The 13,752-nt window shown below is 69.3% G+C and carries 14 protein-coding genes; 5 read left to right on the forward strand and 9 right to left on the reverse strand.

All coding sequences use genetic code 11. The annotated features are described in order from the left end of the window. Window positions 1-63: 63 nt before the first annotated feature. From G5B46_RS07760 to G5B46_RS07775, 4 genes are all read left to right on the forward strand, one after another. Window positions 64-822 carry an ABC transporter permease gene (locus tag G5B46_RS07760; RefSeq protein ID WP_165257440.1) on the forward strand — a complete coding sequence of 253 codons (759 nt, stop codon included), beginning with the start codon at window positions 64-66 and terminating at the stop codon, window positions 820-822. A 126-nt stretch (window positions 823-948) separates the two neighbouring features. After that, window positions 949-1,719 (forward strand): hypothetical protein, encoded by a 771-nt coding sequence (locus G5B46_RS07765; RefSeq protein WP_165257441.1) that lies wholly within the window; start codon window positions 949-951, stop codon window positions 1,717-1,719. Beyond that, a complete protein-coding gene (locus tag G5B46_RS07770; protein ID WP_165257442.1) occupies window positions 1,719-2,810 on the forward strand; it encodes a DUF2336 domain-containing protein in 1,092 nt (363 codons plus the stop codon). The genes G5B46_RS07765 and G5B46_RS07770 overlap by 1 nt, the downstream gene beginning before the upstream one ends. 12 nt (window positions 2,811-2,822) lie before the next feature. Then, window positions 2,823-3,146: a hypothetical protein gene (locus tag G5B46_RS07775; RefSeq protein ID WP_165257443.1), complete on the forward strand. Its 324-nt coding sequence runs from the start codon at window positions 2,823-2,825 to the stop codon at window positions 3,144-3,146. Window positions 3,147-3,506: 360 nt separating this feature from the next. Here the strand turns inward: G5B46_RS07775 and G5B46_RS07780 are convergent, their stop codons facing one another. From G5B46_RS07780 to trmD, 9 genes are all read right to left on the reverse strand, one after another. Further along, window positions 3,507-5,429 (reverse strand): methyl-accepting chemotaxis protein, encoded by a 1,923-nt coding sequence (locus G5B46_RS07780; protein ID WP_165257444.1) that lies wholly within the window; start codon window positions 5,427-5,429, stop codon window positions 3,507-3,509. A 102-nt stretch (window positions 5,430-5,531) separates the two neighbouring features. After that, window positions 5,532-6,584: a 3-isopropylmalate dehydrogenase gene (gene leuB, locus G5B46_RS07785; protein ID WP_165257446.1), complete on the reverse strand. Its 1,053-nt coding sequence runs from the start codon at window positions 6,582-6,584 to the stop codon at window positions 5,532-5,534. 1 nt (window position 6,585) lies between these two features. Continuing rightward, window positions 6,586-6,888, reverse strand: coding sequence for a putative quinol monooxygenase (locus G5B46_RS07790; protein ID WP_165257448.1), 303 nt, complete (start codon window positions 6,886-6,888; stop codon window positions 6,586-6,588). Window positions 6,889-7,029: 141 nt separating this feature from the next. Further along, complete coding sequence (leuD, locus tag G5B46_RS07795) at window positions 7,030-7,638, reverse strand: 3-isopropylmalate dehydratase small subunit (protein WP_165257450.1); 609 nt, start codon at window positions 7,636-7,638, stop codon at window positions 7,030-7,032. Between the two features lie 14 nt (window positions 7,639-7,652). Then, a complete protein-coding gene (locus G5B46_RS07800; RefSeq protein WP_165257452.1) occupies window positions 7,653-8,573 on the reverse strand; it encodes a hypothetical protein in 921 nt (306 codons plus the stop codon). Continuing rightward, window positions 8,570-10,003, reverse strand: coding sequence for a 3-isopropylmalate dehydratase large subunit (gene leuC, locus G5B46_RS07805; RefSeq protein ID WP_165257454.1), 1,434 nt, complete (start codon window positions 10,001-10,003; stop codon window positions 8,570-8,572). Before leuC ends, G5B46_RS07800 begins: the two co-directional genes overlap by 4 nt. 444 nt (window positions 10,004-10,447) lie before the next feature. Further along, on the reverse strand, window positions 10,448-10,936 hold the full coding sequence (locus G5B46_RS07810; protein WP_165257456.1) for a hypothetical protein: 489 nt from the start codon (window positions 10,934-10,936) through the stop codon (window positions 10,448-10,450). Window positions 10,937-11,057: 121 nt separating this feature from the next. Beyond that, window positions 11,058-11,441 carry a 50S ribosomal protein L19 gene (gene rplS / locus G5B46_RS07815; RefSeq protein WP_205691526.1) on the reverse strand — a complete coding sequence of 128 codons (384 nt, stop codon included), beginning with the start codon at window positions 11,439-11,441 and terminating at the stop codon, window positions 11,058-11,060. Between the two features lie 2 nt (window positions 11,442-11,443). Next, a complete protein-coding gene (gene trmD, locus G5B46_RS07820; RefSeq protein ID WP_165257458.1) occupies window positions 11,444-12,181 on the reverse strand; it encodes a tRNA (guanosine(37)-N1)-methyltransferase TrmD in 738 nt (245 codons plus the stop codon). A gap of 273 nt (window positions 12,182-12,454) precedes the next feature. Here trmD and rlmN point away from each other — a divergent pair, with 273 nt between their 5' ends. Further along, a complete protein-coding gene (gene rlmN / locus G5B46_RS07825) occupies window positions 12,455-13,660 on the forward strand; it encodes a 23S rRNA (adenine(2503)-C(2))-methyltransferase RlmN (RefSeq protein WP_165257460.1) in 1,206 nt (401 codons plus the stop codon). Window positions 13,661-13,752: the final 92 nt, after the last annotated feature.

The following is a 13,752-nucleotide window of genomic DNA, read 5'->3' on the forward strand; positions in this document are numbered from 1 at the left end:
CGCGCCGGCCAGATCCTCCCCCTCTGGGGGAGGTGGCCCGAAGGGCCGGAGGGGGACCGCACCATGACCCGCCGCCTCGCTCCCATCCTGTTCGTGACCTTCCTGCTGGCTGCCTGGGAAGGCGCCTGCCGCGTGCTGCACGTGCCGGCCTACCTGCTGCCGGCCCCGTCGCAGATCGCCGGGGCGCTGGTCGAGGCCGGACCGCTGCTGGCGCTCAGCGCCTGGGGCACGTTGTCGACGGCGCTGGCGGGGCTGGCGCTGGCGGCGCTGGTCGCCCTGGCCATGGCGTTCGGCGCGGCGCTGAGGCCGATCGTCGAGGACGCCTTCGCCCCCGTGGCGGCCGTGCTGCAGGTGACGCCGGTGATCGCCATAGCGCCGCTGGTGACCATCTGGGCCGGCATCGAGCATCCGGGCCGGGCGGTGACGGCGCTGGCCGCCGTGATCGCCTTCTTCCCGATCTATTCGGGCGCCGTCGCCGGTCTGAAGGCGGCCGATCCCGACCTGTCGCGCCTGTTCGACCTGCACGGCGCCAGCGGCTGGCAGCGGCTGTGGCGACTGCGCCTGCCCTCGGCCCTGCCGGCGCTCCTGGAAGGCCTGAAGGTGGCCGCCGGCCTTGCGCTGGTCGGCGCGGTGGCGGCCGAGTTCGTGGCCGGCTCGGGATCAAGCCAGGGCCTGGCCTGGCGGATGCTGGAAAGCTTCAACCGCCTGCAGACCGCGCGCGGCTTCGCGGCCCTGGCCGTGTTGGCGGCTATGGGCGTGGCCCTGCACGCGGCCCTCGGCGCGGCCGAGGCGCGGCTGCTGGCCTGGTGGCGAGGACGGTAGAAAACCCTCTCTCTTTGAGAGAGGGAACAATGGTCGCATCCCCGACCTTTCGCACGGCGCCGTTAGGCGGCGATTAAGCGGCTTCGGCTAAGGGTTGCAGACTGACAAGACTCCGTCCGGACCGGCATGCGCCTCGTTCTGTCACTGCTGCTGCTCGCCAGCGTCGCCTTACCGGCGCACGCCGACGACGTGCGCGAGAGCCGCTACGGGCCGCGCAGCCCGCGCGCCCAGGCCGCCGCCTCGGCCTATCGCGGGCCGATGCTGGGCTGGGCCGGCAAGGTGGAGGCGCCCGCAACGCCCGCCGCAGCCGATACTTCTTCCCGCGCCGCCGAACGCCCCGCGCCGATGGCCGCCTGGGCCGGCTACGCCAACGCCCCGCCTGCGCAGCAGGTCCAGCCGCCGCAGCCGCGCTACGTTCCGCAAGGGCCGGCGCAGCCCCAGCAGCCCCAGCAGCAGGGCGCCCTGCCGACCAGCCTCTACAGCCCGCCGGTCGCGTCAGCCCCGATCGCGCCCGCCGCGCCGCGCGTCTATCCGTCGAACGAACTGGCCGGCGGCCCCCCGCCCGTCCAGGTCCAGCCGCGCCCGGCCCCCGCCCCGGCGCAGGTCGCCGCCGCGCCGGCCTACGCCAATCCCCGCGCCGCCGAGGGCCTGGCGCCGCGCACCTATTCGGTCGGCCGGATGTTCGGCCTGACGCCGGACCAGATCGCCGCCCCCGGCCCGCCCAACACGGTGCTGATGGCGGTCGACCCGGCCGCCGTGGCCACCGCCCCCATGGATGACGAGCCCCAGCACGGCTCGGCCGACTGGCTGGCGGAGGCCGCCCGGGACGCCGGCCGCGACACCTCGACCTCGGCGTCGCGCAAGAAGAAGACCACCGCCCAGGAGAGCGATTTCTGATGCTGCAATCGCGGCTGCATGACCTGATCGCCCTGGCCGACGAGCCGTCGAGCGCCAAGCGCCGCGAGCTGCTGCGCGGGGTGACCGACCTGTTCTTCACCGGCGACGACCACGGCGCGGTGGAGATGGGCCTGTTCGACCAGGTGATGGGCCAGCTGGCCGGCGAGATGGAAGAGGCCGTGCGCGTCGAGCTGGCCGAGCGCCTGGGCCAGTCGGCCGCGCCGCCGCCCAGCCTGGTGCGCAACCTGGCCGCCGACAGCATCGCCGTGGCCCGCCCGATCCTGACCGGCGCGACCCCGCTGTCGGACGCTGATCTGCTGCACGTGGCCCAGACCCAGGGCCAGGAGCACCTGCGGGCGATCTCCAGCCGGGCCCACGTGCCCAGCGCCGTCTCCGACGCCATCGTCGCGCGCGGCGACGACGACACCCTGGGCGTCCTGATCCGCAACGAGGGCGCGCAGCTGTCGCGCCAGGCCCACGAGACCGTGGTCGACCGCGCCCAGGCCAACCCGGCCCTGCACGAGGCGGTGATCGACCGCCAGAGCCTGCCGATCGACCTGCTCAACGAGATGTATTTCGTGGCCGAGGCGCGGCTGCGCGACCGGATCATGGCCCGCAACGAAAGCGTCGACCCGGCGGTGCTGGAGGCGGCCCTGGCCGCCGGCCGCAACCGCCTGGCCGCCCGCGACGGCGCCCTGCCGGCCGACTATGACGGCGCCATGCACGAGCTTGGCCTGATCAAGGCCCGGGGGCGCATCACGCCCCAGGCCCTGGCCAGCATGCTGCGCGCCCGGCAGACGACCCTGTTCCTCTGCGCCCTGTCGGACATGGCCGACATCGACTTCCACACCGCCCGCAAGATCCTCGAGCGCAAGGAGCTCGACGGCCTGGCCGTGGTCTGCAAGGCGGCCGACTTCGACCGCGCCCTGTTCCTGACCTTCGCCCTCCTGATCCTGGACCCGTCCGACGAGGTGATGGGCAAGGCGAAAGCGTATGGCGAGCTCTACGCCGCCCTGCCCCGCGAAAGCGCCCTGCGCACCATCCGCTTCTGGCGTCTGCGCCGCACGACGGGCGCGGTGGCGGCGGCCTGACCGAGCCCGTCGATGACGGAGACGATGGAAGACGTCGTTCGGCTTCTGAGCTGCCGCTGGTCTGGGATGCTGGCCTTCTTCGCCCTGACCTGGGCCTTCGGATGGCTCATGGCGCGGGAGCGGCAAACGCACCGTCCAATCCTTCGCTCCGGACTTCTTGCGGTGCTGCTGTTCGCCTACGCCCTGTGGGGCTGGCTGCAGGAGCCGATCTTCCTGGGCAACCACTTGCTGGCGGGCGCTGGACCGCTCGCCTGGTTTCTGATCCTGCGCTTCCTGCCAAAGGATGGTCCGCGCGACCTGTCTCGGCGGCGGTCGATGGCCTTTCGCCGGCTCTAAGCTCTAGGTCCCCCAAAAGCGCGTCATCCCGGCCGCAGCGCGTAGCGCGGAGAGCCGGGACCCAGGGGCCTGCGGCAATGCATCGGCGACCGGGCGGGTGGTCAGTCTGGACGCCGAGCCCGGTCCCCCTGGGTCCCGGATAAGCCCTACGGGCTTTCCGGGATGACGAACGGGGTTGGCCTGGGGGCGGAGCCCTATCTTGAAGCGCTGAAACCTCTCACCCTCCCGCGCCTGCGGCGCGGGCCCCTCCCTCTCTCTCAGAGAGAGGGTTTGGTGGGGCGGCCAGCCCCAAACGAAAAAGGGGAAGAGCCCGGAAGCTCTTCCCCTCTTCGGCTTTGCGATCCCCCGGAGGGGGAAGCCTTAGAACTCTTCCCAGCTGTCCACCGCCACGGCGGCCGAGCCTTGGCTGGCGAAGGCGGCGGCGCGGGCCTGGGCGGCGCGGGCGGGGCTGGCGGCCGGGCGCGAGGTCGGGGTGGCGGCGCGCGGGGCCGAGGCGGCCATGGCGGCGCCGGCGACCTTGAAGCGGCCGACCTGCACGGCCAGCTCGCCTGCCTCGCCCTTCAGCGAGTGGGTGGCGGCGGTGGCCTCTTCGACCATGGCGGCGTTCTGCTGGACGACCTGGTCCATCTGGTTCACCGCGACGTTCACCTGGTGCAGGCCGGTGGACTGCTCCTGGGCGCTGGCGGCGATCTCGCCGACCAGGGCGTCGATGCTGGCCACCTGGTCGACGATGGCGCGCAGGGCCTCGCCGGTCTGGCCGACCAGGGACACGCCAGCCTCGACCTGCTGGGTCGAGGTCGAGATCAGGCCCTTGATCTCCTTGGCCGCTTCGGCCGAGCGCTGGGCGAGAGCCCGCACTTCCTGGGCCACGACCGCGAAGCCCTTGCCCGCGTCGCCCGCACGCGCGGCCTCGACGCCGGCGTTCAGGGCCAGGAGGTTGGTCTGGAAGGCGATCTCGTCGATCACGCCGATGATGTTGCCGATCTGGCCCGAGGACTGCTCGATGCCGGCCATGGCGCTGACGGCCTGGTCGACGATGCGGCCCGAACGCTCGGCGCCGGTGCGGGCGCCGGCCACCAGGCTGGAGACTTCCTTGGCGCCCGAGGCGGTCTTGCGGACGGTGGCGGTGATCTGGTCGAGGGCGGCGGCGGTCTCTTCCAGGCTGGCGGCCTGCTGCTCGGTGCGGCGCGACAGGTCGTCGGAAGCCTGGGCGATCTCTTCGGAACCGGCGCGGATGCCGCCGGCGGCGCCGTTGATGCCGCGCATGGCTTCTTCCAGGCGGGCGGCGGCGGCGTTGAAGTCGGTCTTCAGCTGCTCGGCGTCGGGGGCGAAGGCGGCGGTGATGCGGAAGGTCAGATCACCGTTCGACAGGTGACCCAGGGCCTCGGCCAGGGCCGACACGGCGACGGCGTCTTCCTGGGCCTTGCGGGCCTTGTCGGCCTCGACGCGGGCGCGCTCGGCCTCGGTCATGCGGCGCTGCTCGACGGCTTCGTCTTCCAGGCGCAGCTTGTGGATGGCGGCGTCCTTGAAGCTCAGCACGGCCTGGGCCATCTGGCCGACCTCGTCCTTGCGGCCGACGGCGGGGACTTCAACCGTGTTGTCGCCCGAGGCCAGGCGGCGCATGGCGGCGGTCATGGCGGCCACCGAGGCGCCGATGGTGCCCGACAGCATCCAGCCCATCAGGCCGGCGATGACCAGGGCGGCGATCCCGCCCAGCACCAGCGACAGGATGGCCATGTCCATGGCCTGCTTCATTTCCTTGGCGCGCAGGGCGACGCGCTCGCTGGCGGCGGCCGTCAGCTCGTCCTGGACGGCGCGGATCTCGGTGAGGCTCTTGCGGCCCATCAGTTCGCCAGCGGAGACGCGGCCCATCACCGGATCGTTGGCCATCGCCGTCATGGCGGGCTCGGCGATGGTCTTGCGCCATTCGCCCATCGCGCCGCGCAGGCGCTGGATGCGGGCCTTCTGTTCGGGAACCGTGGTCTTGGCCTCGAAGGCGTCCAGCGCCTTGTCGAACTGGCCCACGCCCTCCTTGTAGGTCTGGGCGAAGGCCTCGTCGCCCAGCAGGGCGTAGGCGCGCAGGGCGTTCTGCTGTTCGAGGACCAGGGTCATCATCACCTCGGCCTCGGTGGCCAGGGAGAGACTGCGCTGGTTGGAGACCGAGGCCTCCTGGATGCGCTGCAGGCTGGTGAACACCACGCCCGAGGAGATCACGAAGGCGATGATCAGGGCGCTGAACGCGATCCCCAGCTTCGCCGAAATTTTCAGGTCGTTGAAACGCATCTCGCCCAGCCCCTGGCTCTTCTTTTGATGAAGGCAGGAACTGGGCGAGAAAACTTAAGCACAGATTGCAAAACGCTGGAATAACAGCGCTATTCTACTTAATCAGATGCGACACAACACCGCATCACCCATCTGGACAGTGGTAAGTTCACCTCCGAGATCACGGGTACGCGCGCCCGAATCCAGCGCCCCCTTGACGGCGGCCAGCAGGCGGTCGGCGGCTTCCACCTCCTTCAGCGACCAGCGCAGGGCCATCTCGAACGACAGGATGGCGGCCAGCGGATTGGCCAGGCCCTTGCCGGCGATGTCGGGCGCCGAGCCGTGGATCGGCTCGTAGAGGCCCGGCTTGTTGGGATCGCCGATGGCGGCCGAGGGCAGCATGCCCAGCGAGCCAGTCAGCATGGCGGCCGCGTCCGACAGGATGTCGCCGAACAGGTTGTCGGTGACGATGACGTCGAACTGCTTGGGCGCGCGCACCAGCTGCATGGCGCAGTTGTCGGCCAGGATGTGCTCCAGCTCGACGTCCGGGTACTCGCGGGCATGCAGTTCGGTGATCACCTGCTTCCACAGCAGGCCCGATTCCATCACGTTCGACTTCTCGGCCGAGTGGACCTTGTTCTTGCGGCCACGGGCCAGCTCGAAGGCCACGCGACCGGCGCGCTCGATCTCGCTGGTGGTGTAGAGGGCGGTGTCGTAGCCCTTCTTCTGGCCGTCGGGCAGCACGTCGATGCCGCGCGGTTCGCCGAAATAGACGCCGCCGACCAGCTCGCGCACGAACATGATGTCCAGGCCCGAGACCAGTTCGGTCTTCAGGCTGGAGGCGCCGGCCAGGGCCTCGAAGCAGTAGGCCGGGCGCAGGTTGGCGTAGACGTTCATCGCCTTGCGCAGGTTCAAGAGGCCGGCTTCCGGGCGCAGATGGCGCGGGGCGTCCGCCCACTTGGGACCGCCGACGGCGCCCATCAGCACCGCGTCGCTGGCCAGGGCGCGATCACGCACCTCGTCGGTCAGCGGCGTGCCGTGGGCGTCGTAGCTGGCGCCGCCGTAGATGGCTTCCTCGACCACCAGGCTGGGCACGAGGGCGGCCGCCACGCGGCGCACCTCCGCGCAGACTTCCGGACCGATGCCGTCGCCGGGGAGCAGGAGAAGCGTAGCCATTTCAGATCTCGCGATAGGCGGAAACGTCGAAGGAGGACATGCGGCGCTCGTGCACGCCGAGCTCGGCGCAGGCCGCGCGCCACGCGGCCATATGCGGCGAAGCGCGGTGGAAGGCCAAGGCCGCTTCGTCGGTGAAGTGCTCGAAAACCCGGATCAGCCCCGGATCCAGCGGATCCTCGGTCAGCGCATAGGCCAGGCAGCCCGGCTCGCCGCGCGATCCGGCCACCTGGGCGGCCAGGTGCGGGCGCAGGGCCTCCAGGCGCTCGGGCGCGATGCGGATGGAGCCGGCGAGGATCAGGGTCATGGGAAGTCCAGGAGGAAAGGCCTTGCGTCCTTCGAGGCCCGCTGCGCGGGCGCCTCAGGATGAGGGGTTCAACGCACCCGCATCCTCATCCTCATCCTGAGGCGCGAGCCGCAGGCGAGCCTCGAAGGACGCAACGACGCCTCAGCTTTCCAGCCAGGGCTGGCCGATGGCGCGCTTGCTTTCGAACACGTCGATGTCGGTGGCGTGCTGCAGGGTCTCGCCGATGGCGTCCAGGCCCTTGAGCATCTTCTCCTTGCGCACCGGATCGATCTGGAAGCTGAAGGTCTTGCCCGAGGGCGAGACCACCGTCTGGGCTTCCAGGTCGACGCTGACCATGTGGTTGCCGCCCTTGGCCTCGTCCATCAGGAGCGAGACCTCGTCGGGCGCCAGCACCACCGGCAGCAGGCCGTTGTTGAAGCAGTTGTTGTTGAAGATGTCGGCGAAGCTGGTCGAGATCACGCACATGATCCCGAAGTCCATCAGGGCCCAGGGCGCGTGCTCGCGCGAGGAGCCGCAGCCGAAGTTGTCGCCGGCGATCAGCACGGACGAGCCCTTGTACTCCGGGCGATTGAGCACGAAGTCGGCGATCTCGTTCCCGTTCGGATCGAAGCGGAAGTCGAAGAACAGGCCCTTGCCCAGCCCCTCGCGCTCGACGGTCTTGAGGAACTGCTTGGGGATGATCTGGTCGGTGTCGATATTGGCCAGCGACAGGGGCGCGGCGCGGCCGTCGAGACGGGTGAAGGCTTGCATCTTCGCGCCTCTCCTCAGTTCTTCAGGGTCTGGGTGATGGCCCAGTATTCGTTACGGGCGCCGGTTTCGCCGGTGGCCGGATCGGTGAGCGTGATCTTGACTTCGCAGTCGGTCTTGACCGGCAGGCCAGACTTCAGATCGATCTCGTAGTCGCAGGCCGAGGTGCGGTCGAAGGTCATCTTGGCGAGCATCGCCTTGACCTCGGGGCGGTCGGCCTCGGGGCCCATGCCGGCCATCAGCTTCTGCATCGTCAGCGCCAGGCTGGCGCGCATCGAGTCGGGATCCAGCGTCTGGGTCCAGCGCAGCACGGCCACGCCGCGGCCGGTCTCGACCTTCTGCACCGCCAGGGCGCCGTTGGACTTGATGGGCGATCCGCCCATCGGGCTGGCGATCATCTCTTCGTAGGTGAACGGCTTGCCGGCCTCGAGCTCGACATTGATCGGCAGGGAGATCAGCCCCTCCTCCTTCAGGAGGATGCCCGCGGCCTGCTCGGGGCTCAGGCCCTCGAACATCGCGACCACCGAGGTCATCGCCTTGGCCACGTCCTTGTCGTCGCCGGCCAGGGCCAGCATCGACTTGCGCATCTCGGCCACGAAGCCGGGCCAGTCCTCCACCGTCGAGGGCTTGAGGCCCTCGTCGGCGACATAGACCACGGGCCGGTTCATCAGGTCGCCCATCGCGGCCTCGACCTTGGCGGTCTCGGGCGTGGACGGCAGCTTCACCGACGTCGGCTTCAGGGTGACCCGATAGCCTTGCGGCCTGGTCTCGATGGTCTTGTCGTAGCGGGTCTCGCTGGTGACGCGCGTGGTCTTGCCGCCGCGCACGTCCTCGCGGGTCTTGCTCACCACCATCTCGACCCTGGCCATCTTGGGCAGGTCGAGCGGCGCCGAGAAGACCTGCGCCGCGGCCAAGGCCAGGGCGATCAAGGCGCTCACGACAGCAGGGTCCGCACGTCCACGAGGTGACCGGCGATCGCCGCCGCCGCCGCCATGGCGGGCGAGACGAGGTGGGTGCGGCCGCCGCGGCCCTGACGGCCCTCGAAGTTGCGGTTGCTGGTCGAGGCGCAGCGCTCGCCCGGCTCCAGGCGGTCGGGGTTCATCCCCAGGCACATCGAGCAGCCCGGCTCGCGCCAGTCGAAGCCGGCGGCCTTGAAGATGGCGTCCAGGCCCTCGGCCTCGGCCTGTTCCTTCACGAGGCCCGAGCCCGGCACGACCATCGCCTTGACGTGCGGGGCCACGATGCGGCCGTGCAGGAAGGCTTCCTGCACCACGGCGGCGGCCGCGCGCATGTCCTCGATGCGGCTGTTGGTGCACGAGCCGATGAAGACGCGGTCGATCCTGGCTTCGCTGATCGGCTGGCCGGCGGTCAGGCCCATATATTCCAGGGCCCGGTGGGCGGCGGCGCGCTTGTCGGGCGTGCCGAAGCTTTCGGGCTCGGGCACGTTGCCGGTGACCGGGATGACGTCCTCGGGGCTGGTGCCCCAGGTGACCATCGGCACGAGGGCCGCGCCGTCGATGACGACGGTGCGGTCGAAGACGGCGCCGTCGTCGGAGAAGAAGGTCTTCCAGTGGCTTACGGCCATGTCCCAGGCTGCGCCCTTCGGCGCGGCGGGCTTGCCCTGGACATAGGCGAAGGTGGTCTCGTCGGGCGCGACCAGGCCGGCCTTGGCGCCGCCCTCGATGGTCAGGTTGCAGAGGGTCATGCGGCCCTCCATCGAAAGGCCGCGCACGGCCTCGCCGGCGTACTCGATGACGTAGCCGGTGCCGCCGGCCGTGCCGATCTCGCCGATGACGGCCAGGGCGATGTCCTTGGCGGTGACGCCGGGACCCAGCTGGCCGTCGACGCGGACCAGCATGTTCTTGGCCTTCTTCTGGCGCAGGGTCTGGGTGGCCAGCACGTGCTCGACTTCCGAGGTGCCGATGCCGTGGGCCAGGGCCCCGAAGGCGCCGTGGGTCGAGGTGTGGCTGTCGCCGCAGACGATGGTCATGCCCGGCTGGGTGCGGCCCTGCTCGGGACCGACCACGTGGACGATGCCGTTGCGGATGTCGCCCATCGGGAAATACTCGATCCCGTTGTCGGCGACGTTGCGGCCCAGCGTCTGGAGCTGAAGACGCGCCTCCTCGTCGGCCACGGCGTCGACGCCGGCGGCCTGGTTCTCGGTCGGCACGTTGTGATCGGCCACGGCGAGCGTGCGGTCGGGCCGGCGCACGGGGCGACGCGCGGCGCGAAGGCCGGCGAAGGCCTGCGGCGTGGTCACCTCGTGGATCAGGTGCAGGTCGATGTACAGGATGGCCTCGCCGTCGGTTTCATTGACGACGTGGGCGTCCCAGATCTTGTCGTAGAGGGTCTTCGTTGCGCGGGTCATAGCGATCCGCATCTAGGCCCGATGGACGAGCGCGTAAAGCGATGAAACGCCGAAAATCCGCTGTGTGACCGCCACGCAGCGATCGATCCTGCCCCGAGCGGGCGGCGAAACAACGTCCAGGCGCACATTTCTTGCCCCGCAGGCGATAATGGGTCGCAAGCGCGACCGCCGCCTTGGTCCCCGCCCGGCAGGAACGAGGACCATTGAACGCAACCCTGAACGACTAAGGGCGCGCCGGTCATAGACCTGTCGGCGCGCCCTGGCATCGTTTGTATACTCCAGGGGCCGATGGCTCCGCCTGAAGAGGGCCGTCCACTAGAAAGGAGACGGTCTGGAAGCCCGCCGTGTCTGAACAGCGAGGGTGAAATCATCATGCCACAGAACAACGGTTCGTCAAGGTACGTGCTTATGCACAAAGCTTGACCGTTCTGCGGCTCGTCCGTCTCAGCGCGACGAGTAAGCCTCGGCCCGGATGCGCTTGAGCAGATCGCCCCAGCTCCCCTCGGGCCTGGGCCGCATGTCGAACAGCATCTGGTCGCCCCGGCCGTCGCAGTTCCAGTCGGCCAGCACCAGGCCGGTCTTGGGCACATAGACCGCGCCGGCGTCGATAACCCGGTCGCCGTCGCGGTCGACATAGAGCCGGCCCCTGACCTTGTAGAAGTTCACGCCGGCGATCGTGCGCACCAGCTTCATGTCGGCCCGGCGAATCCAGTCGCCGCCATAGCCCCCGGCGAACACCAGGCGGATCTCGTTGAGGTCGACCCTGCCGCCGCGCAGGCCGTTGGGCGCCAGCAGGTCGGGCGCCTGGCCCGCCTGGGGCAGCTCGTCGCTCGTCGCCGGCGGGGCGGCCGTGGCCGATGTCGCGTCCGCCAATGTCGCGCCCGCCAGCGTCGCGATCGCCAGCAGAGCCGCCGCCTTCTTGATGCGCCGCATGACCCCTCCCGAAACTCGCGCTGAAATTGCACGCAACCAGGGATAGGGGCAACCGCAAAAGCAAAAGGCCCCGGTGTTTCCACCGAGGCCTTCGAACTTCCCGCCGTAGCGAGCGAGCCGCTTATTCGGCGTCCTTGCGGACGTTGACGCGCTCGGCGATACGGGCCGACTTACCGCGACGGTCGCGCAGGTAGTACAGCTTGGCGCGACGGACGACGCCGCGACGCTTGACTTCGATGCTTTCGATGCTCGGCGAGAGCAGCGGGAACAGACGTTCCACGCCTTCGCCGAACGAGATCTTGCGGACGGTGAAGCTCTCGTGGACGCCGGCGCCGGCGCGGGCGATGCAGACGCCTTCGTAGGCCTGAACGCGCTCGCGCTCGCCTTCCTTGATCTTCACGTTGACGCGCAGGGTGTCGCCGGGACGGAAGTCCGGGATCGCGCGGACGGCCAGCAGACGGGCCGATTCTTCTTGCTCGAGCTGAGCGATGATGTTGATCGCCATGATCATTTCTCCTTGGGCTTACCCGTTTTCGGGCCGCCTTTTGCCTGTTGATTGGCGAGATGCTTTTCCCAGAGGTCGGGACGCCGCTCGCGGGTCGTTTCTTCACGCATACTGCGCCGCCACTGGTCGACCTTCTTGTGGTCGCCCGACAGCAGCACCTCGGGGATGTCGAGCCCTTCGAACGTCCGCGGTCTTGTGTACTGCGGATGTTCGAGGAGGCCGTCCTCGAAGCTTTCTTCCAGCGTGCTCTCGATATTCCCCAGAACACCCGGGGCAAGTCGAACGCACGCCTCGATCACCACCATCGCCGCCGCCTCGCCACCGGCGAGAACCGCGTCTCCGACGGAGACCTCCTCGAACCCGCGGGCGTCGAGCACCCGCTGATCCACCCCCTCGAAGCGGCCGCACAGCACCACGATGCCGGGCGCCTTGGACCACTCCCTTACGCGCGCCTGGGTCAGGGGCCTGCCCCGGGCGCTCATGTACAAAAGCGGCCGCCCATCCAGCTCCAGGCTATCCAGCGCAGAGGCGATGACGTCCGCTTTGAGCACGGCTCCCGCGCCGCCACCCGCGGGGGTGTCGTCGAGGAAGCCGCGCTTATCCTTGGAAAAGGCGCGAATGTCCAGTGTTTCTAAACGCCACAGGTCGGCCTCCTTCCAGGCGGTCCCGATCATCGAGACGCCGAGCGGGCCGGGGAAGGCCTCGGGGAACATGGTCATGACGGTGGCGGTGAACGGCATGGGCGCGGTTTAGCGGGAGATGGGGGGAGAAGGAAGGGTCGCGCATCAGGACCCTCCCCCTCCTGGGGGAGGTGGCCCGGAGGGCCGGAGGGGGGACGTTTTCAGCTTTCAGGGCGGCGGCCAGTCATCAGCAACTTCCCCCTCCGTCGGCTTCGCCGACACCTCCCCCTTCGGGGAGAGGGTCCAATCGCTGCAGGCTTTTGGAAAACCGCCTCACATCTGCTATATCCCCGCCTCGACCCCGCACATTCCTCGAATTTCCCGGACCGCCCCTTGAGCGTCACCCTCGACCTGTCCCGCGTTGCGCCCGCTGAAAAGGCCGACGCGGCCAAGCCGCCCGTCAACCTGTCGGGCCTGACCCGCCCGCAGCTGATCGCCGCCCTGACCGAGAGCGGCGTGGTCGAGCACGGCAAGGCCAAGATGCGCGCCACCCAGGTGTTCCGCTGGATCCACCACCGCGGCGTCACCGACTTCGCCCAGATGAGCGACGTGGCCAAGGAAACCCGCGCGCGGCTGGCCGAGACCTTCACCATCGCCCGCCCCGAGGTGGTCGAGCGCCAGGTCTCCAAGGACGGCACCCGCAAGTGGCTGATCCGCATGGCCCCGGGCATCGAGGTCGAGACGGTCTACATTCCGTCGGTCGGACGGGTGGGGGCGCTGTGCGTCTCCAGCCAGGTCGGCTGCACGCTGAACTGCAGCTTCTGCCACACCGGCACCCAGCCGCTGGTGCGCAACCTGACCACCGCCGAGATCGTCGCCCAGGTGCAGATCGCCAAGGACGACCTGGCCGAATGGCCGTCGGACAAGGAAGACCGCCTGCTGAGCAACATCGTGTTCATGGGCATGGGCGAGCCGCTCTACAACCTGGGCCAGGTGTCGGACGCCATCGAGATCATCAGCGACAACGAGGGCATCGGCATCTCGCGTCGCCGCATCACGGTGTCGACCTCGGGCGTCGTGCCGATGCTGGAGAAGCTGGGCAATACGACCCAGGCCATGCTGGCCATCAGCCTGCACGCCACCAACGACGACCTGCGCGACGTGCTGGTGCCGCTGAACAAGAAGTACCCGATCGCCCAGCTGATGGAGGGCATCCGCGCCTATCCGGGGCTGTCCAACGCCCGCCGCGTGACCTTCGAGTACGTGATGCTGAAGGGCGTCAACGACAGCCCCGACGAGGCCCGCGCCCTCGTGAAGCTGATCAAGGGCATCCCCGCCAAGATCAACCTGATCCCGTTCAACCCCTGGCCGGGCAGCCAGTACGAGTGCTCGGACTGGGGCGCGATCGAGACCTTCGCGGCGATCCTCAACAAGGCCGGCTACTCCTCGCCGATCCGCACACCGCGCGGCCGCGACATCCTCGCCGCCTGCGGCCAACTGAAGAGCGAGAGCGAGAAGGTCCGCGCCAGCGCCCTGCGCAAGCTGTCGATGGCGGCCATGGCCGGCATGCTGGAAGACGACGCCGACGACGCGGCTTAACTCCCCTCTCTCATGGAGAGAGGGTTCGACGCTCCAAAGGCGAGCCCCCTACGCAAGTCTCGCCAACCCGTGTTAGAGCTTGCCCCTCAAGT

Source organism: Caulobacter sp. 602-2, assembly GCF_011043625.1.
In the GTDB taxonomy this organism is placed as follows: domain Bacteria; phylum Pseudomonadota; class Alphaproteobacteria; order Caulobacterales; family Caulobacteraceae; genus Caulobacter.